19 protein-coding genes and 1 pseudogene are annotated in these 20,309 nt (G+C 39.7%); 19 read left to right on the top strand and 1 reads right to left on the bottom strand.

Annotated elements, in window-relative coordinates; all coding sequences use genetic code 11:
• Positions 1 to 562: 562 nt before the first annotated feature.
• The 16 genes from ADA55_RS09535 to ADA55_RS09605 all read left to right on the top strand — a co-directional run bounded on the left by ADA55_RS09535 (position 563) and on the right by ADA55_RS09605 (position 16,318).
• Positions 563 to 3,403, top strand: coding sequence for a hypothetical protein (locus tag ADA55_RS09535; protein WP_048682589.1), 2,841 nt, complete (start codon positions 563 to 565; stop codon positions 3,401 to 3,403).
• A gap of 11 nt (positions 3,404 to 3,414) precedes the next feature.
• Complete coding sequence (locus ADA55_RS09540) at positions 3,415 to 4,311, top strand: replication-relaxation family protein (RefSeq protein WP_048682592.1); 897 nt, start codon at positions 3,415 to 3,417, stop codon at positions 4,309 to 4,311.
• Positions 4,312 to 4,347: 36 nt separating this feature from the next.
• Positions 4,348 to 4,506, top strand: a complete 159-nt coding sequence (locus tag ADA55_RS29295) for a hypothetical protein (protein ID WP_153246114.1) — start codon at positions 4,348 to 4,350, stop codon at positions 4,504 to 4,506.
• 12 nt (positions 4,507 to 4,518) lie between these two features.
• The gene (locus tag ADA55_RS09545; RefSeq protein WP_048682594.1) at positions 4,519 to 4,734 is read left to right on the top strand and encodes a hypothetical protein; all 216 of its coding nucleotides are present in this window, start codon (positions 4,519 to 4,521) and stop codon (positions 4,732 to 4,734) included.
• Positions 4,735 to 4,746: 12 nt separating this feature from the next.
• Entirely contained in the window at positions 4,747 to 5,910 is a 1,164-nt protein-coding gene (locus ADA55_RS09550; protein ID WP_048682597.1) for a conjugal transfer protein, read from the top strand.
• 18 nt (positions 5,911 to 5,928) lie between these two features.
• Positions 5,929 to 6,198, top strand: a complete 270-nt coding sequence (locus tag ADA55_RS09555) for a hypothetical protein (RefSeq protein WP_048682601.1) — start codon at positions 5,929 to 5,931, stop codon at positions 6,196 to 6,198.
• Positions 6,199 to 6,269: 71 nt separating this feature from the next.
• Positions 6,270 to 6,707 (top strand): PrgI family protein, encoded by a 438-nt coding sequence (locus tag ADA55_RS09560; RefSeq protein WP_048682604.1) that lies wholly within the window; start codon positions 6,270 to 6,272, stop codon positions 6,705 to 6,707.
• The gene (locus tag ADA55_RS09565; RefSeq protein WP_048682609.1) at positions 6,704 to 9,250 is read left to right on the top strand and encodes an ATP-binding protein; all 2,547 of its coding nucleotides are present in this window, start codon (positions 6,704 to 6,706) and stop codon (positions 9,248 to 9,250) included. Before ADA55_RS09560 ends, ADA55_RS09565 begins: the two co-directional genes overlap by 4 nt.
• Before the next feature lie 48 nt (positions 9,251 to 9,298).
• Positions 9,299 to 9,847 carry a hypothetical protein gene (locus ADA55_RS09570; RefSeq protein ID WP_048682612.1) on the top strand — a complete coding sequence of 183 codons (549 nt, stop codon included), beginning with the start codon at positions 9,299 to 9,301 and terminating at the stop codon, positions 9,845 to 9,847.
• Positions 9,848 to 9,861: 14 nt separating this feature from the next.
• Positions 9,862 to 12,108 carry a CD3337/EF1877 family mobilome membrane protein gene (locus tag ADA55_RS09575; protein ID WP_048682614.1) on the top strand — a complete coding sequence of 749 codons (2,247 nt, stop codon included), beginning with the start codon at positions 9,862 to 9,864 and terminating at the stop codon, positions 12,106 to 12,108.
• A gap of 6 nt (positions 12,109 to 12,114) precedes the next feature.
• Complete coding sequence (locus ADA55_RS09580; protein WP_048682617.1) at positions 12,115 to 12,729, top strand: hypothetical protein; 615 nt, start codon at positions 12,115 to 12,117, stop codon at positions 12,727 to 12,729.
• Positions 12,710 to 13,834, top strand: a complete 1,125-nt coding sequence (locus tag ADA55_RS31140; protein WP_275452467.1) for an NlpC/P60 family protein — start codon at positions 12,710 to 12,712, stop codon at positions 13,832 to 13,834. The genes ADA55_RS09580 and ADA55_RS31140 overlap by 20 nt, the downstream gene beginning before the upstream one ends.
• A gap of 18 nt (positions 13,835 to 13,852) precedes the next feature.
• Positions 13,853 to 14,335 carry a hypothetical protein gene (locus ADA55_RS09590; RefSeq protein ID WP_048682620.1) on the top strand — a complete coding sequence of 161 codons (483 nt, stop codon included), beginning with the start codon at positions 13,853 to 13,855 and terminating at the stop codon, positions 14,333 to 14,335.
• Between the two features lie 129 nt (positions 14,336 to 14,464).
• Complete coding sequence (locus ADA55_RS09595; protein WP_048682623.1) at positions 14,465 to 14,944, top strand: metal-dependent hydrolase; 480 nt, start codon at positions 14,465 to 14,467, stop codon at positions 14,942 to 14,944.
• Positions 14,945 to 14,996: 52 nt separating this feature from the next.
• The gene (locus ADA55_RS09600) at positions 14,997 to 15,275 is read left to right on the top strand and encodes an AbrB/MazE/SpoVT family DNA-binding domain-containing protein (RefSeq protein WP_048682626.1); all 279 of its coding nucleotides are present in this window, start codon (positions 14,997 to 14,999) and stop codon (positions 15,273 to 15,275) included.
• Between the two features lie 14 nt (positions 15,276 to 15,289).
• Complete coding sequence (locus tag ADA55_RS09605) at positions 15,290 to 16,318, top strand: hypothetical protein (RefSeq protein ID WP_048682629.1); 1,029 nt, start codon at positions 15,290 to 15,292, stop codon at positions 16,316 to 16,318.
• Positions 16,319 to 16,557: 239 nt separating this feature from the next.
• Here the strand turns inward: ADA55_RS09605 and ADA55_RS09610 are convergent, their stop codons facing one another.
• On the bottom strand, positions 16,558 to 16,812 hold the full coding sequence (locus ADA55_RS09610) for a hypothetical protein (protein ID WP_048682632.1): 255 nt from the start codon (positions 16,810 to 16,812) through the stop codon (positions 16,558 to 16,560).
• Positions 16,813 to 17,111: 299 nt separating this feature from the next.
• Here ADA55_RS09610 and ADA55_RS09615 point away from each other — a divergent pair.
• From ADA55_RS09615 to ADA55_RS27740, 3 genes and pseudogenes are all read left to right on the top strand, one after another.
• Positions 17,112 to 18,073 (top strand): annotated as a pseudogene (locus tag ADA55_RS09615) (proline dehydrogenase family protein).
• 72 nt (positions 18,074 to 18,145) lie between these two features.
• Entirely contained in the window at positions 18,146 to 18,580 is a 435-nt protein-coding gene (locus ADA55_RS09620) for a GNAT family N-acetyltransferase (RefSeq protein WP_048682635.1), read from the top strand.
• A gap of 235 nt (positions 18,581 to 18,815) precedes the next feature.
• Complete coding sequence (locus ADA55_RS27740) at positions 18,816 to 20,228, top strand: AAA family ATPase (RefSeq protein WP_053087383.1); 1,413 nt, start codon at positions 18,816 to 18,818, stop codon at positions 20,226 to 20,228.
• The last annotated feature ends 81 nt before the right edge of the window (positions 20,229 to 20,309 follow it).

Consider the following 20,309-nt stretch of genomic DNA (forward strand, 5'->3'; position numbering starts at 1 on the left):
CAGGCATAAAAAGTGCCAAAATCAATTAATGATTTTGGCCCAAAACTACAACCTGTTCAATCTCCACGATCTCATTTTACATTATAATTAATCTATAATATTAGGTGATGTTTAATGTATTATTTAATGCATAATATAGCCTATTATATATGCTAATTTTATCAACTAAAAGCAGTATAAAAGTAGCGTCTTTGGTGTTTTATGGTAAACATACCATGAAATTAGGTTTAACACCTTGATACATATGCTTTTCTTGTATATAATGGAAATAGGGGAAATTTTTAAGATTCTCTTACTGAGGATACTCCATATTAAACACTTTTAATAGGAGTTCCGATGTAAGCAGACGGCTCTTGATGCTCCAAGTTCGTCCAAAATCGATTATCCCCCCGGTGGCCCCCCCCCCCGGCCAAACTGGCGGAAATCGCGCTTGAATGTTCAACACCTATTACCCTCTTTTTTAATCAGCTTAGACGCTCTTACATCCCAGACTTACGTTCCTTGACAACTTGATCTCTCTCTCTTGCCTTCTGCTTTTCTGTCGAGTAGAGGAGGCGATCTATTGCAACCGAAAGAAAATAAAAAATCTAGCGACAATCTGTTTAATGATTTTATCGATATGATGCTGGATCACCCGAAGCGATCTTTTGTTTTTTTGCTTTTGGTTGGAACAGCAACTGGTGTATGGAAAAAGGAATGGGTCCTTTCCCTGCTCCCATTTTCAGAGCAGGATGTGCAGCGTTGGATTGAATTGGCACAGACTGCGTTTTTAATGGCTTTGATTACTTTTCTCGTTTTATGGGGCGTTCGCTATTTGTTTTATATTTTGAGGATTCAGCGGACCTATACGTATATTCAGTTGTTGCCTCATGCGGATGATGGTTCCTCCAAAGAGGATTTATCCAATTTAATGCGGCGTATTCACGGATCCAAACGAAAATGGTTTGAGCGGCTTTTTAAAGGGCGGGAATGGTTTTCTTTTATGATCTATCGCAATACCGAGAATGAAGGCACGAAGTATTGTTTTTATCTTGGTGCTGAACGCGATTATTTGGAAACTTTAAAGTTTACGTTTAAGACCGTGTATCCCCGTCTTGAATTTTTTCCTGTGGAAGAGCTTTCTATTCCAAGTAAAAAAGCGGTTGGTGGTCGGTTAAAACTAAAGAGTAATAGTTTGAAAAAGTCCTTGCCTTTATCCCGGTATAAAGGCGATCAGCTGCCAGCGGTTCTTTCCATGATGGAGCGGGATACCTGGCTACAAGTTGGATTCAGTCCGAATGATGGCTGGAATCTCCGAAAAGCGATTGAAGAACTTGAAAGTGACATTAAAAGTGATGGGAAGGCTAGCGAGCGTTCGACCTTTGAACAACAAGAGTTAAAGAGCTTAAAGCATCGCTACTCCGGAAATGAGGTGGCTTTTGACTGTACAGTGTCGATGGCTTCTGAGTACCATCCTGGCGTACGGGTGATAAAAAGTGTAGGGAATACCATCGCCTCCATCGTCAATGACATTAATCAGCTGCGATATAAAAAATTGCGGCGATCCGTGCAATGGTTCCCAACTTCTTTTCCTTATCGGATGGTGTGGACTGGTTCGGAGTTGGCCAATCTCATTCATTTGCCGAATTTTAAAAATGACACGATGCATAATCTTTCTAACCTGGTGATCCATGCTGAAAGAGGGACAGAATTACTTCCAGAAAATGTTTTGAGCAGTGAGGGAGGTATTTCGATTGGTCATCTTTATCATCCTTTCGTGAAAGACCGTGAGGTTTGTGTACGTCCGGATTCATTAGGAAAACACTTTGTTGCTACTGGTTTAAATGGATCCGGAAAATCGTCTCTGGTCAATAAACTACTGATGAGTTTTTTTAAAGAGTTTTTAACGAAAGACCTTTCACCGGGCGTTTCATTTATTGATCCAGCAGGCGAAACGATTGTGACCCTTTTAAATCAGTTAATGAAGGCGGAAGCAGATGGCCATACGGTGAATTGGGATAAGGTCCATTGGATAGCCTTACGAAATACTGAATATCCTCCGGCGATGAACCTTTTGCAGAAGCTTCCAGGAGAAACGAATCAAACGGTGACCGATTCGGTTATGCGGATCATTCGGGAAAACTTTCAAATTGCTCCACAGGCAGAACGCCTACTCCGGAATTGTGTTCATTCCCTTGTGATGGATCCGGGAGAAACGCATACGATTCTTGGTGTTAAGCAGCTTATCAATGATTATGTATTCCGGGAACGTGTCATTTCTCGATTAAAGACGGTTCCAGAAGCTTTCGACCTTGTGGAGTTTTGGCGTAATGAAGCACCTGATTTAATCGAAATCAGTAAAATCCCTTTATTTAACCGGCTTGATACCTTTACCTCTAATCCTTTATTGCGGCGGATGTTTGGCCAAAAAGATTTTGGTTTTCCGGTGCGGAAGTGGCTTGATGAAGGTCATATTGTTTTATATGATTTCAGGGGTTTAGATGCTCAAGTCACATCCTTAATTGGAGGGTTTTTAACGTACTTGTATTATCGGGTCGCAGACACACGAGACGAAAACGGGGATCCGTTGCTGCATCAGTTTGTGATTGATGAAGCACCAAGGCTTCCTTCTTCGATTCTTCCTTTTATCATTCGGGAATCTCGGAAAAAGGGATTAAGTCTCGGGACCTTAACGCAATCTTTAACGCAGCTGACCCCTGATTTTCGGGATGCTCTTAAAGAAGCCCAAGGGAATTTCTTTGTTTGTAAACAAGGGAAGGAAGGCGCGAAAGAAGCAGCTGAGACGTTTAAAGTGACTGTAGGCGGCAAAGATGTGCCGATGTATACCGAAGCCCGGTTTAAGAGTCTTCCAACCTTGGTCGCGGCTATTCGTACCGAAGATACGATTAACGGTGTGAGTCAAACGGTCCAATGCCTGGTAGAAGCACCTCCACTGGATTTATACTTTCCGGATGGTCAGAAAGTTGATTTTGAAAATAAACCGGCACGAGCCGAAGCGAAACGACTGACTCATGAGAAAGCAAAAGAGCTTTCTTCCAAAAATGGATTTCATGAATCGGAAGTGGATCTATTGATTCAAGCGTATTTGAAAGGTGAAGAATATGTGCCGAATGAAGGCGGCAAGGTAAAGCGGGTGCGAAAAGCACCGATTACCCAACAGCCGAAAACACCTGTTCACCTCATGAAAACAAAACTGGTGGCAGCGGCAGCCGAAAAAGTGAGTGAAGAAGAGCAAGGAAAACAAGTTTCACCTGTTTTACAAGAAGTACCTGAACAAAAACAAGCGGCAGAGAAGCAAGAAGAGAGAGAAGAGATGACTATGGCAGCGTCGGGTAACCGGAATTATACAAAAGGTTCCATCTTACAACGACTTCAGCAGAAGGAAAAGGAGGATCATGAGTAAGGGGTGATCGGATGAAAAACATACAACCTGCCAACCTCCCCGATATAAAAACAGATAAGGGGAATCAAGTAAAGATGAAATATTTAGTTTTGACCGAACATGACAAAGATTTATTAGTGAAGTTGCATGATTTTATTTATTTAGACTCTGATTTTATTCAAGAGTACGTCATCACGGTATATGCGAGTAAATCAACCCTTTTGCAGCGTTTGAGGGCGCTGGAAGAAGCGGGATATATCAAGAGTTTCAATGTCCCTGTAGAAGGTGTTAATCGGGCTATAAACGTCTATACGCTGAGCCCGTTTGGAGTAGAAATTGTAGAACAGATTCAAGGTTTTGTGAAATGGAATAATCGGTGGTCTAGTCGGGTTCTTCCTTGGTATCAACACCAACTGATGTTAAACCGTGTGGTTATGAAATTTTCGATTCAAGCAGAAGAAGCGGGTCTTCTCGTCAAGGAGTGGATTCCTGAAGCACGTGCCACTTGGACCTATACCAAGAGTAAAACCGACGTCATTAAGCCGGACGGCATCTTGGTTATCGGAGCTGAAGGAAGTCGGGATAACATTGGGCTTTTTATAGAATTAGAACGTAGTGTGGCCAAACGGCAAAACACGATTCAAAAGGTAATCCGGTATAACGATTTTTTAAATCGCGATCAGCGATTGTTTGATGATTATGATATGTATGTGGGTTTTGAAGCGCCCATATCTGATTGGCGGGTTCTTTTTATCGGCGGAAACGAAGCGAACACGAGAAAGACCATTCATGATATTTTAAGCATTAAAAATATGGAGATTGAAGCGCCTGTTTTAGTAGCTAGTTTAAAAGATGTAGAAAGTCAGGCGTTCGGTGAAATTTATCACCACGTGCTAGATGAAAAACCACTTCAAAAGAAAATGCTTTAGGAGCGATTGGCTTTATTTTCAAAGGAGGTTGAAAACGTGGATGAAAAGGGATTTTTTCTAGGGGATATTAAAACTTCTAATACGATAGTTGTTCCTTCAATTAAAAAGAAAAACGAAAATAGTCTTGTTACTGGGAAAGTCGGTATGGGAAGAAAATGGGGAAGAAAATGGAAAAGTAAAGGGATAAGGCGCTAGGGAGGTTGCATCATGTTGCGTTCTCTGTTTAGAGGGCTCATATACATTGCCGGGATTTTGTTTTTAGGGAGTTTTATCCTTCAAACGTTCCCGGAAACCAGAGGGGTTTTAGGGGCTGCAAAAGATCAGGTCTCTTTTTTTTACTCTCTATCACTGGACAAATATGGGTTCATAGGAACATTTGTTATTATTTTGGCCGTAATCTTCCTGGTATCAGGAAAAAAGTAGAGGTGATGAACCATGAATAAATGGGGAAATAAACGCAAGGCAAAGCCGTCCACCGACAAAAAACAGTCAAAAGAATGGATTCAAGGATTTAAAGATCAAATGGAAAAACGCAAACTATACTCACCCAATAAATTGAAGAAAGATGAACAAGAGAAAGCCTATCAAATTAAAAAGGAAAAACGAGTAGCTCTGAAAAAACCAGTAGCTCAACGAATCGCGAATGCTTCCTTTCTGGTTCTCTTTCTTTTATTGATACTTGGGGCGTTCAATGCGTTTCGGCATAACGGTGAGATTTCCAGTTTAGAAGATCAAGTGTCGGCCGTTTCTTCTGGAGAAACGAAAAATCAGGAAAATTATGCGAGCCGGCCAGGCGTGAATTACTTTGTTGAAAACTTCATGAAAACGTATATGACTGTTAGACCTGGGGAAGAAGAGCAAACCAAACGCCAAGAGGAATTAACACGGTTTTTAGCAAACGGCCTTGATAAAGATGCGGGGATTGATTACAACGCCTTAAAAGGGGAGCAAATCTATACGAGTAGCCGTATCCTTGAGGCGGAAGAAGTGGACCAGAATCAAACCGATGTATATATGGATGTCAACTTTACCTTTATCTCTAAACAGGATAAGAAGGTGAAGGAAAAGAAGAAAGGCAAGGACGGAAAAGAAAAGGTCGTTGAAAAGACTGTTACGGAAACAAAAGAAACGGCAGGGAAAGCGTATTATGTGGTCCGGATTTATAGTGATGAAAAAGGCTATACGGTGATGGATTTGCCGCAGCCGTTCATTCCGAAACAACATGAACAAAAATCGGTTGAAAGTGCCTATGCGAATCAAACAAAAGATGAACATGCGGCTGGGAATGTTCGTTCCTTTTTAGAATCATTTTTTAAAGCCTATGTTTCCAAAGACCGCAGCAAGGATATGAAATTTTTCTTTGAACATTCCGAGGATGCACAATCGCTGAATGGAGCTTATCAATTTGTTTTGGTGGATGATGTGGACGTGTATCCAGGAAAAGGGAAGGATCAATGGATTGCCCGCAGCCATGTGAAGCTGAAAAACCCAGTTACTGGTGTGCAAAGTAGCCATGGATATGAATTTGTGTTGAGGCAAGAAGGATCTGACAAATTTGAAATTTTGTCCATGGAAAACTTAACGAATAACGTGGAATAACGAAATGGAGGAAACATCATGCAAACAGTATTTGATCTTTTACTACTTGGAAACGTGAATCTCGAAGGGATTTCAAACGAAGGAAACAGCAATGTTTTAGGGGTTATTCAGACGATCTACATTTGGGGTCTTCTGGCGATCTTAGTCATGTTGATTATCTTTAAAAAGTTCCGTGCGGCGTTGGGTGTTTTGGTCATGGGTGCGATTTTAGGAGTGTTTATATACGGTCCAGATAATATCGTGAGTTTGGGAGAGAGTGTATTAAAATTCCTGGGAATCATGAGCTAATTCAAGTTTGGTAGGTAACAAAATGAATTTACAGGAGGGAAATTAATGAAAGGAACCGAAGGGGTGTTTATATGGCGAAGATAAAAGGCAGATGCACAACCGCGGTGTTTAACATTCCTAATGTCATTCGTGGACTTGCGGGGGGAAAGGAAGGGATTTCACTTCCCTTTTCGGCTACAGTGACACAAGTCATGTTAATTCTAGTCTTTTTCCTGGTGAGTTTGCCCGTACAATCTCTTATGGCCGTCGTATTGCCGATTATGCCAGCTCTTGCAAGGGTGATGATTATTTGTGTCATTATTCCTTGCTTTCTCGGTTATATGATTGGGATAAAAAGAGAGGAAGAAATGAACATCGTTCGATATTGGTATGTGAAAATGAAGACCAAATATGAGCCGGCTGAACTGATTCGATTTGAGGAAGTGGAACAATCCAAAACGATTCATTTTCAACAAAAAATTCGCATGAAACGGCATGTTCCTATCAGTAAAAGAGGTGAAACAGAATGAAAGTAGAAAGTGATATCTTAGCTGTTATTGGGAATGTGATTCATACAAAAGATAAACGAAAACAAGCCTGGTTTGAATTCAAAGGGTTCCATACAAGCTTTGATTCTGAGGCCCAATTAACGAAGCATTTCGAAGATTTGAAACGGTTGTTTAAGGACCTGAAAAAGGAGCTCCATTGTCTTGTGGTTCCGGTTCGTCAATCATTAGACGATGTTCGCCAGGATTATATAAAAGAGTTTCGCGGCAATTTAAAACATGTGGGTAAAGAGCATACGAATTCGATTTTTAATTTCTTGAAGTCCAGTTCGGAGCTTGGGGCCGAAGAAAACAAGGTGAAGTATTATATTGGCGTTGAACTTGACCGTAGTACGATCATGGAGCAAAGTGCTGAGGAGATGACGTATTCAGAGATTTTTTCCATGTTGGGTGAAACTTTTCAACGTTGGATCAACAAGGCAAAGGGGCAAGAGTCGATTTACTTAAGCCGTGACATGTTGGAATCAGCCACCCGCAGCGCAAGGAGCGTTGAAAATACATTGAATGGATTTTCGATGAATTACACGCCATTATCTTGCGATGAAATGGCCACGATTCTTCCTTGGGTCTTTAACTTTGGGATTCGTCACCTTCCGAATCATGAAGGCTGGAGCGATCGGTTTACACCGGTCTATGGCAAAGGCGGGGAGATTGTTGCACGTGTTCAAACGGAAGAGGATGTGCTGACCCTTCAAATGACCGGGATTGAGAATCCGAAAAGCCGCCGCCATTTAGTGCTTCACCAAACCGATGATAACGGCGTGAATCACGAAACCAAGATTGCTTTTCTTCATATGACCAGCATGCCGGCGGAAATTCACTTTCCTGAAGTAAGATGGCTGGAACCATTGCGAAGCATGGATTTTGGCGTAGGTGTCAGCATGAAAATGAGTTATCAGGATGTAGACAGACGTTTAGGGAAGTTAAGACGAAAAAAATCAAACTTAGAGGATCAGGCCAACCACCTCCAGCAATTTGGAGAAAGCGCCAGTTCCAATGTTTATGATGGTATTTCCATCGCCGACGAAACGATTGCCGAAGTAGAAAAATCGAGGGAAGCGAGTTTTTTAATGAGTGCTATTTTCATTGTGAGTGCTTCCACTTATGAAGAATTAGACAAACGAATTAAAGATTTGATTGAAGTATATGCCAGCATCGGGATTAAGCTTCAAAATACGTATGGATTGCAGCTGCGAAGTTTAATGGAATGTCTACCGGGTTCCCGGAGATATGTGACAGAATTTCTGCAAGACGTGGACATTAATGCCGTTACATCGAGTTTTTTCGGAAACCTTCAGGAGCTTGGCGATGATGTCGGGGCTTATCTAGCAAGAACGACAACGGGTGAACCGGTCTTTATGAAGCCAGGACGCGCTGCGGCAGCTAAAAACATGAATCAGTCGCTTGTTACGACTTTCTCCGGGAAGACTGGAACCGGAAAATCGATGGGAGCCAATCAGTATCTATATGAAAGTGCCTTGTACGGTGCAAAAATATTGCTGTTGGACCCTAAGAGTGAGAGAAAGGACCTGTGCCATTGGGATGAGAAATTAACGGAACTTGGTACGGAACTAAACTTTATTTCTTTTACCACGCAGGATGAAGATGCAGGGAAGCTTGATCCGTTTCTCATTTTCGAAAATCGTCAGGATGCCAGCGATGTTTCAAGGGAGATTATCAATTATTTATTAAACATTAGTATTCGGAAAGACAGTGCAAAAAGTGCGCTTGTAACATCTGCTGTGCGCCGTGTGGCGGAACGCAAGGAGCCCTCTATTCGTTTTGTGAAAGAAGAGCTCAGGAACTTGGTTCATGAAGATCAGGAATTATCTGAGGAACATCGTCAGATGGCTAAGGATTTAGCAAACATTCTGGAACAGTTTGAAAGTGTATCGTTAGCCCGTCTATTTTTCGCAAAAAGAGCCAATAACAACAATCGGTTAGACTATACCAAACAATTTAACATCTTACAGGTGAACAATTTGAGCTTACCAGCAAAAGACGCTGATCCTGATGAATATTCCGAACAAAATATTATATCCGTGGCGATTTTATTTGGCCTCACGGCTTACATGATGAAATTCATGCGGATGTTCCAAGATGATTTGACCGTTATTGCGGTTGATGAAGCCTGGAACTTCTTCCAAAATCCAGCTGGTGAACGTCTGATGGGTAAATTATTCCGTGAAGGAAGAGTCTTACTTTCGCCAGTTGTGATCATGACACAAAATATTAAGGATATCCCGCAGGATTTACGCGGACAGATTGGAAATGCCTATTGCTTCCGGGCCGAGGATAAAGAAGAAATTCATACTATTCAGGAATTAATGGGGCTGGGAGATACGGAAGGTGTTGAAAATCTGATGCCGACTCTTCCAGCAGGTTATGCTTTATATCGTGACTTAGATCATCGAACCGGCGTGATACAGTTTAGAGTGCTTCAGGATCATTTATATGATGCCTTTGATACCTCTCGGAATCTTAGTGAAATGATGGTGAATGCATAATACATTGGAGAAGGAATTTCCTTCTCCCATTTGAAAGGATGCAGTGAAATGAAAAAAATGAGTAGTTTGGTTGTTGTATTGGGATTGTTGCTGTCAGGATGTGGTGGGAATGAAGAAGCTACCAGCAAGCCCAAAACATGTGAAGAAGTAGATCCGTGTAAAACAGCGTTAAAGTATGTGACATTTGAAAATCAAGGGGCTAATGACAAGCTTTATACACTGGAATTGGATGGTGAAAAAGGGAGGTCTTTTGGGAGTTTACAAGAAGCTAAAGATTCAATTCCAGAAGATTATGAGAGTGTCAAAGATAAAAAAATCGAGAAGTATGCCATTTTAGAATACGAGGTTATTACCGGAAAAGAGTTTACGTACAAAATTGAATTTAAAGATTTAAGAACAAATGAAAATGAAGCTACTAATGTAAAAGTTGTAAAACAAGACGGTCAATATCTAGTTGAAAATTATTATAGATTTGTAGGGAAATCGGATGTTGAAAAATCGAACGGTGAAGTGTCTCCACCGACCAAATACTACTCAAAAGGATTGAGTCAGGCAGAAAAAGATGAATTGGAGCCAGAGCCTGTTGAGATTAATTAGAAAGGGTGGGGGAAATGGTAAAAAAATATGGACGGCTGTTGTTGCTTGTTTTTAGTTTGTTTTTGTTGCCTATGCCGACTGTCTCAGCTGCCCCTAATGTGATGGATGAATTCACACCTGAAAGCGACCTTCCAGAGACGTCAGCGCCAGTGGTTCGCTACAATGAATTTCCAATCGATCATTATCAAATGGATGTTTATATGAAAAATAAAAAGAAGGAAGAAGGCTTTTGGTCTTCAATGAATCCTTTTCAGGTTGACGACAAAATCATGGACAGCATTTCAACCTTTCAGCACCAAACTCTAAACGGAATTTGGTACGGTTATATAGTTTTGGTGAATGCGGGTATTTATGTGATGGAACAGGCCTTTACCTTTGATCTTATCGGGTCTATGCTTGGCCATGTAGCAACATTTATCAGTGAAATTGGTGGACCGTATGGTATGGGTCAGTTCATGTCCTTTATCCTGATTTTGACGGCAGGATGGCTCGTTTATGTGTTTGTGAAACGGCAATTTCGCCATGCTTTCGGTGGACTCATTATCGCAGCGGTCTTATCCGGTGTTTTTACACTTTATATTCAGAATAGTGAAACACTGCTTGGGTGGATGAATGATACTCGAAATCAACTTTCAAACAGTGTGTTGAATGCTTCTACTTATAACCTGGACACATCAGGAGAAGAACAAATTAAGACTGATAATGAGAAGTATGATGGTGATATTACAGATGATAATACGGTTCGATACGGTTTGTCTCGTATTCGTAATTTAATGCATGATTTACTGATTGTGAAACCATACTTATTACTTGAATTTGGTAGCACGAATTTAGCTGTTATAGGAGGCGCACAAAACCAGAATGACTATACACAAGCGAATATTCAGGCTGGTAAGGATAAAGTGAAAATATTACTGAAAGCAAAGCTTGGAAGCGCCGAAAGAGAAAAGTTTATCAAAGATAACAAAGCCAACTCTATGTTCGCCGTAGACAAAATGAGCCAACGAATTGTCTTAGCACTTTTGGTTTTTATTCCGGCTATTGCTATTTTAGGCATGACAGGCTTTATGGCCGTCCTGGTTCAGGTCTATGGAATTGCCTTCTTAATTACGGCATCTATCGGCGTATTTATCTTAATGCTGAGTATTTTCCCTGCTTTACGGTCTTTTGCATTTCAGTGGGTTGGAAGATTGTTAAGATTCTTACTTATGAGCGTAGCGTTTACCTTTGGCTTGGTGTTAATGTTTAGTTTTGTAAACATCATTTATAAGGTGGCCGAAAAAAACAATTGGAATTATGTACAGATTATCATTGCTGTGCTCATTGTCGTAGCTACAATGGTCTTCTTAAATAAGCTGCTGTGGGGTTATAAGGTTATGAAACAAAATATGGACCGGATCAAAGCTCATACGCAAAGTCAGGTAGATGCAATTACAGAGCGAAGACGGATTCGTCAAGAGCAGGAAGAGTTTGCTACATCTGGCGGATATCGAAGCCCTGGAATGCAGCCTGTAGCCCGGAGGGGTTACCAGGACCGAGCAACCAGCCGGATTATGGAGGCTATGCAGAGACAACATGCTCAATCTGAACATGGTCCAATTAAGTCAAACGGCAAAAACACGGATCCAGCAATTGCAAGAACCATTCAACAAGCCAATGCTAAAAAGGACGATAAGGGTGGCGTGCTGAAAAAACAACCGCAGTCAGAAGAAAAAGCCGAAAATCCAAATTCGAATCTTGCTGTGATGAATCAGATTCAAAAGCAGCAAGGTAATGAACCAGAACGTATAAAAAAACAGCCTGGCGGTGAAGAGAATACTCAAAATCCGGCTGTAGCTTCTGATCAAGGTTCCGGCCGATCTAATCAGGATGAAATGAAGAAAATCCAAAAGCAACAGGCGCAAGAATTTACCCGTATTAAAAAGCAACCTCAAACGCCTGAACAATTGAAACCAGAACGAGAACCCTCCACAAGTAAAGGGCAGAATCATCAGGAGTTGCAGAAATTAAAACGTGCGGAAGCCAAGGATAAACAGGAACAAGGATCCTTGCAAAGTAAAAACATTATCACCTTCCCAACTCGGCAGGATCAGGTAGCACAAGAACAAGAGGTACAAAGGCAACAGCAGTTTAATGAACATATGAAGGCCCGGAGGGAAAGTGCGGCTGCATCTAATGAAGACGAAATCAAAAATCGCAGCCAGGACCGGCAAATAGAACAAATTCAAAAACAGCAATCTAAACAGGACAACAAGGGGTGATAAAGGGTGAGTGTTCAACAGAAAAAGGTGATAACCATTGCTGTAGCGGTTGTCCTGATGGCTGTATTCGCCTTTGTGTTCTATTTTGATAATAATAAGCCTCCTTCTGCTCAAAAGAAGGAGGTTGCTACAAATAACACGGAAACAAGCGATATGGAGCCCCGTAGAGAGCTGGAAACAGATTCTGAAATAGAAAGTGAAAGTGCCAGAGAATCCGAAATCACCTCAGATCAAACGAAACGCCTTTCTGAAGATGAAGTAACGGAATCACAAAAAATAGCGGTTGAGTTTGTAAAGCACTATGCGGCATTTGATGCTTCCAATCCTACTCAAAATATCGAAAATGCCAAGCCGTTCATGAGCAATGACATGTATCAGGATTATATTAAAAACCCTGAACGAGGGACCCTTACCAGGGTTAAGGTCATTCCCGAATCATTTGATTTAACGAATGTATCAAATGATGATCCGGAATTGATTCAATGGAATGTCATTATGAGAGGTAAAGTCCTTGATAACGAAGGGAACGAAAAGCCGGAGGAAGATTGGTATTTGGTCACGATGCAAAACGTATCCGGTGAATTAAAGGTGGTGGGCGTCCGTGTCAATCTCCCAAATTAAGCCGATTGAAGCGCTGCAAAACACGGGAAGAAAAACAGGTAAATGGATTTTTGTTGGTGTGGCTGCCCTTGCTGCGTTAGGCGTTATATTGGCCATTGTTCTTATGATGGGAGTTTTTTCTGTCCTATTTCCAGAAGAGGAGGCAGTACCAGAGGGTGGGTACAGTAATATTGTTCTTTCTGAGATTGGAAAAAACGAAATCCCGGCGGATTATATTCCGATTTATAAGGCGGCAGCTGAAAAATATGATGTCCCGTGGACACTTATAGCTTCGATTCATCGCATTGAAACAAAATTTTCAACGATAAAAACCATGGTTTCACCAGTCGGGGCCGCCGGTCCGTATCAGTTCATGCCTTGTACTTTTGTAGGCTGGGGACATCCAAGCTGTTCCGGAGTGGGGAAAGGGAATATTTCCGATAATGAACGGAGTGATCCGGCCGTTATTAAAAAGTACGGAGGGTATGGAGTAGACGGAAATGGCGACGGCAAGGCTGATATGTGGAATCTAGAAGATGCAGCATTTTCAGCTGCAAACTATCTTTCGGCCAGTGGAGCTAGTTCAGGAGAATTCCAGAAAGCGATTTTTGCTTATAACAGGGCTGATTGGTATGTGGATGAAGTCATGGAATATATGAATCTATATGCGGCCGGTGGAGCTATTGAAGTAGATATAACACCTGGAGGGTCTGGTGGTGGTCCAGAAGCTGCTGAGAAGGCCATTGCTGCAGGAATGAAGCTGGTCGGTAAAAGCCCGTATAACTGGGGTGGAGGGAGAAACCCGGGGGATATTAGCCGTAAATCTTTTGACTGTTCTTCCTTTGTTCATTGGATGTTTACGCATGGTGGATTGACACTTGGAAACTATCAATCTGTTGTCACGGATTCTCTTGTAAAAATGGGAAAACCGGTCAAAGCTTCTGAGATGAAACGCGGAGATCTTGTGTTTTTTGATACGTATAAAGTAAATGGGCATGTTGGAATTTATTTAGGTGAAGGAAAATTTTTGAATGACAACAGCTCAAAAGGTGTATCGGTGGATAAAATGGATAATCGTTATTGGAAATCAACCTTTAAAGGCGTGGTACGGCGTGTTGCAGGGTGAAAGGAAGGAGATCAAGGTATGAACCTAGAAGAAGAATGTCAAAAAGCGATTCAAGGTCTTAAAAGCATGGCGGAACGACATTGGCTCATGATTTTAGCTGGTTCGGTTCTATTGCTATCCTCCTGGATGTATACGCTCACGTATAGCAATTTCTTATGGCCATTCATGTTTTTCCCAATGTGGTATATTTCAGCTGTAGCGTTTAAGAATCGTGAAGAGGACCGGGCGCGGGCGCGGTCCCAGAAGCAAAGCAGAAGAGAATCTATTCAGTTGTTCACCGTTTATCGTGTGTACACGAATGATTCAGATTTTTCAGATTACATGCACGATGAAACGTATTTTAATTCTCAACTTGTCTATACGGAAAACCGGGCGTTGGATTTGTCTTATGATATGCGTTCACAAATTCCGTTTGTTGAAAGAAAAGGGTATCGATTTTGTTATCATCTTGTCCTGGACCAGGACGATGAGCTTTATTTTGCTGGAAACTATGAGGTCTGATAAAAAGACTGTTGCTGAGGGCGATTCTAAGCGAATTAACTTTTGTTTGTAAGGGTATTACCTTCTCGTTGCAAATAAGAACTTTTTAATAACAAATACAATTCTCATACAGAAAAGGAAAGTGAAGGAATGACAGGAAAAACTCATATTATGGGCGGTGTAGCAATTTGTGTTGCGTTAGCAAGTATCACAAACTATGATCCGATTCTTTTAACAGCAGCTGGAGCAGCCGGGGGATTAATTCCGGATATTTGTCACCGAGGAAGTAAGATTGGGCGTAAGTTTCCCATTCTATCAAAAGTGATTAGTGTTCTTTTTGGCCATAGAACCTTTACACATAGTTTGCTTTTTTTAGTGATTGTTGGTGTACTACTTTCCATGTTCGTTCCTATCCAAGCTGTTCAGGTAGGCGTATTGGTTGGGATGGTCAGTCATTTAATTTTGGATGCTGCCACGAAGAATGGAATTAAGTTGTTATATCCTTCAAAAAAAACTGTACGGCTGCCATTTACAACGACCACCGGTGGAACCGTTGAGTATATTATCTTAATTGGTTTAACTATGATTGTTGTCTATTTTGGTCAAGGTGTATTCACTAATTATCTATAACGAACTAGCCATTGTTTTTAATTTCAAAATTACTCAAAGGGGATGTTGAATAATGAAAAGTACAGGTATGGTTCGTAAAATTGATGATCTAGGTCGTATTGTTATTCCAAAGGAACTTCGTTCTACACTTAACATTAATGTAAAAGATCCAATAGAGATTTTTGTGGAGAGAGATAAAATTATCCTTCGGAAATACGAATCTGCTAGAGCTTGTCAGATTACAGGGGAAATAACAGAGGATAATTTTCTCTTTGCTGACGGAAAGATTGTACTTAGTCGAGAAGGCGTTGATAAGCTTATTCAGGAACTGAAATCCCTAGCTAGTTTTTGAAAGGGGGAATGGATATGAGAAAAAATGAAATTGAGCGCCTTTTCAATGAAGAGATTAGAGACAAAAAGAAAACTGGATCAGGATCCTTCAAAAGAACAGGAAAAGGCGTGAAAAATGGTATTAGGGGAGGTATGCGTTTTCCATATCAAAATCTATCTAGAAAAGAACAGAAAGAATATACCAAACCAGGGGAAGTGAAGGTGTTTAATTTGAATGATGTATTACCAATAAAATCATTGGTCAATAAACCTGAAAAGGAACAAAGGGAATTATTGGAGCGTTGGAGGAATCTCTATACGAATGAGGTCATTTATAAAAAGATGGGAACGTCCCAAAATAGGTATTATAAGTTGCTTAAGAAATTGAATGTAGAAAAAAAGCCAGCCTTTTCAGGGAAATCAAAAGAAAAGAAAAAAGTTGAGCTGAGCCTACTTGGGCAGTTTAAAGAGGATATACCAGATTATCAAACTTTTTTAGGAATTGAACGTGCTCAGCAAATAGAATTAATGGCTCATTATGATAAAAAATACACGGTTGAGCAACTAGCTGAAAAAATGGGTACCCTTGCAAAAACCCTTTATCAATTACGTTATCGTATAAATAAATTCAATGAAAAACAACCTACAAAAGAAAATGAAGAAATAAAATCAGACTCAATATTTGATGTATTTGAAAACCCAGTGACCAATTCAGAAGTTGCTGCGGGAGAAGATCATCATGACCATTCAACTGAAAATGTAGCTGTTCTTAAGCCTAATGTTAAAACCTCTTCTATAAAAAATGACTCCCAGCAAGAACAACTATCCTTAGAACTCGAGGGGAAAAATAATCTAGAACTCAAACAAACCACTACTTATACAATAAATGGTTTGTATTCAGGCACTGAAGTCAGTGAAAAATTGAAAAAAGTGAGTGATCTTCTCTTAGGTGAAGCAAATCAATTTGACATTCAATTGACTATACATGAAATTCCCAATTCCAGTAGGAATCCTGAAATAGATAAAGAAAAAATCCTAAAAGCGTTACTTAAAATGTTATCTTAAAAATGCTGAGAATAATAAAAGGGGGAAGCTATGTTTAAAACATGGAGGAATATTCTATTTATTAGTATTGTTAGTATCTTTGTTGTTATGATAGTTTGCTTTCCGGAAGAAGTAAGAGAAGTTTTTCCGACTATAGGTGGCCCTATAGCGCCTGCGGGGAATTAATACGTTAAAGCCCCCAGGTACTGTAATTTCCATAGTATCTGGGGATTTATCTGTTTATATACGGTTCGGAGACTTTAGTCCATTTCCAAATGATGAACAAGTTCTTTCAATTCTAGGATGTACTCATAATATTTTTCGCCCATGTCATATTCATCAAAGTGTTTCTTGTCTATAGAACAAAGTAAAGACATAACCGCTTTAAATTTTAAATCATGATTCCAACTTGGCATGTTGGTATCGCCTTCAACGGTAACTTTGGTTATTATCTTACCTTTTTCATCCATAGTTGTCATGTCAAAACATGTCTTTTCTAAACATCTATTTTCCATATGTGTCACCCATAATCCATTTTAGTAAAAATATCCCATAACCCACTCTAAACCAACAAGTAACTGCTTGTCCATTAAAAAACACATCATACCCTGTTCGTAAATATACATTTGCGAACGTTCATTGTTCATCTTATATGTTTACGAACGTTTAATGGACGTCTTTAAAATGGTTGATGAACAGAAACATTAAAAGGCTTTGAAAATCGCTTCAGGCTTTCTTTTTTTTGGGGAAAAGAGATAGAATAATAGACAGAAGGATTTTATTTTTAAGTAAAAATTCAATGAGGTGAGGAAAAATGGAAAATCCATCAGTTGAAAAACAATTTGAAGATGCGTTGAAATTCATTGCGCGAAATTTAGAGATAAAGAAGTATATTCAGCAGTCTTCTGAACTTTATCCATTATTTCAGAGATCAGCTAAACGTTTTGTAACAGGCGAATCAAAAGAAGACGGTATATCTGTTGGTGACCAACTTATACATAAGGGATACCGCATTTCTCTTGAATTCATTGGGGAAAACACAGTTAACAGAGAAGAGTGCGTTCAAGCAAAAAATGAGTTTATAGCTTTAATAAAAGAATGCGGAAATCGAGGTTTAAATTCCCGTATTTCCTTTGATTTATCTCATATTGGTTTGTCATAGATCCTGAACTTGCCTTTCAAAACTTGTTAGAAATGGCTGAAGAAGCAGAGAAATATCATTTGTCTCTTATGATTAGCATGGAAGAATCGGGTAAAACGGATCAAATACTATCGATTTATAAAAAAGTTGTAGTCAAATATACAAACGTCGGAGTCACGCTTCAAGCACAATTGCATCGAACGCTTAACGACCTCAAAGATTTACTTAAATACTCCGGTGCGATTCGTATTGTGAAGGGAGCATACCAAGAGCCGCAAGATATTTGTATTCCTCGATCAGAAAGGTTGGATCAACGTTATCTTGAATTAGTGGATTTATGTGTAAAAGCAGGTCATCATGTTTCAATTGCTTCTCATGATGAAGTTATTTATAAACAAATCATCGAAAGTGGTTATTTACAAAATCCATATGTAGAAGCAGAAATGCTATATGGTATTCGTCCTGAACTCTGTAAACAACTTAAAGATGATGGACTCCCTGTTCGTGTTTATTTAACATATGGTAGTGAGTGGTACTTATATCTAGTCCATAGGATAGCTGAATATCCACCAAATATTTATGTCGCCATTACAGACATGATTCGGGGGGCTGAAGACACCTCGGTACTTTATTAAACAAAAGGGCGCGTTGGTTGAAGGAAAGATTGTATTATTCTCATAAGAAAACTAGTAAACGAGGGATATAACATGATAGAAAAAGCTAGTCAAAGTGATTTAGAGGAGATTCTAACAAAATCAGTCGATGCCCTGTTTGAAGGAACTGCTAAGACTTTTAAGCCTTCTGAAGAACGAGCAGAACAGATAGTCCGTGCAACCTTGGAACAAGGAGGATACTATCTTGTACTAAAAGAAGATGGGGATTTAAAGGGCTGGGTACTGATAGGAACCAGTAAAGATTACTTTTCTCAAGAAAGTGTAGGCTTTATTTATGAAATGTATGTTTTACCAATTTGTCGTGGTAAGGGACTCTCAAAGATTTTAATGAAGGCTGCAATTGATGAATTGATTACTAAGGGTCATAACGAAATAAGACTGAATGTACAGGCTAAAAACTTTGCTAAAGAATTATATAAAGAATTTGGGTTTGTAGACCGGCAGATTTCGATGAGCTTAAAGGTTTAACAGTTACCTCCTGAAAAAGTATCCTTCTTCAGCAATAGGGCGCGATTATGGAGTAACATAAATGATGAGTGTTACAAAACTAATATTTTAGGAAACTTTTGAAATTCCCTATTTTATCAACTTATTGGGGTACGGCAACGATTAGTTTCTTTTCATGTCAAAAGAAAATATTTTCCGTATGCAGTGTGGATTTTAAAAAAACATACCAAACGAAATTGAAAGAGGTGTAGATTGAATGAGTCATGAAACGGAGAAAAGTAAACTCTTACATATGATTTTTGAGAACCTCAATCGTTCGTACTATAAACGGATTGAAAGTAAAAAAATTAAGATTAGAAAAAGACGAGGGGAAATCAAAACGGATGAAATGATCGAAAGATACCCTAAACTAAAATACTTCCGGTACCTTTTTCTAGGGTATTTTTCAACAAAAAAAATCTTTAAGCTGGTAGCACTTATCCCCATTGGGATCTTGTTGTTTTCTTTTGTAACGCATCACTTTTCTTTTGAGCCGATTAGCTCTCTTATTTATCTTCTCTTTATTTATGGGGTATTGGCTGCCGGAATCGGTGGGATTATTACTGGATATCAACGAATATTAGCCTTTTTAAGCAAAGGAAGCGAAATTGAAACCTATAAAAGGAACCTGGTTAACCATGTAAATCGTGTGATGGATTTGGTGGAACACTATTCGTTCTTTACGGGATATGATCTTTCTTATGATTCGGTTGATTGGCTGACCATTAAATTTTACAAAAAGAGTAATAGGCAGGATCATGACGTACTTTCCTATTATGTTCAAGCGTATTTAAACACGGGTGTATACGGATGTACAGAAGACCATGACCAATTACGCTTCAATTTACAAATCAATGGGAAAGAAAAATATTCTGCTGCCGAAAGGGGAAAAGAACTAACGTATCTTAAACAACAACTCAATGAATGTAAACAGGTTGAACCTCAAGTGTATTCAGAAGGGGAAGGAAAACCGATGGACGTTTCTTCCAAAGAGGAACACGAACAACTCAAAATCGAGGAAATTAATTCAGAATCGCTATTAGATGAATCTCTCCATGAGTTGGAGAAAATGACGGGATTAGAACCGGTGAAAGAAAAGATCAAGGAATTAACCGATATGATTTCGTTAGAAAAGGAACGAAATAGGATTGGCCAGTCCCTCTCTAATCAAAGTCTACACATGATGTTTACTGGCAATCCCGGTACGGGCAAAACAACCGTTGCACGAATTATGGCGAAGATTTTAAAAGCCATTGGGGTAATATCCAAAGGACATCTTGTTGAAGTGACCCGGCAGGATCTCGTCGGAGAATATGTCGGGCATACAGCTCCTAAAACACGCCGCATTATTGATAAAGCCATTGGTGGAGTGTTATTTATCGATGAAGCGTATTCCTTATCTCGCGGCAGCAACGATGATTTCGGAAAAGAGGCCATTGATGAATTGGTCCGTGGGATGGAGGAACATCGGTCGGATTTAATTGTCATTCTTGCGGGATATACGAAAGAAATGAATGAATTTTTGAAAACCAATAGTGGTTTAAAATCACGAATGCCTAATGCTATTGAGTTTCCCGATTATAGGGGTACGGAAACGATTCGCAGATTGAGGGGCCACTATGGAAAATAACGGAAGATGCAACCGAACCTATCAAAATGATAGGTTTTTATTTTATTATAAATATAGAATTGTAGAAATCTTTAGATAAAG

This window comes from Bacillus sp. 220_BSPC (assembly GCF_001054655.1).
GTDB classification, from domain to species: Bacteria; Bacillota; Bacilli; order Bacillales; family DSM-1321; genus Peribacillus; species Peribacillus frigoritolerans.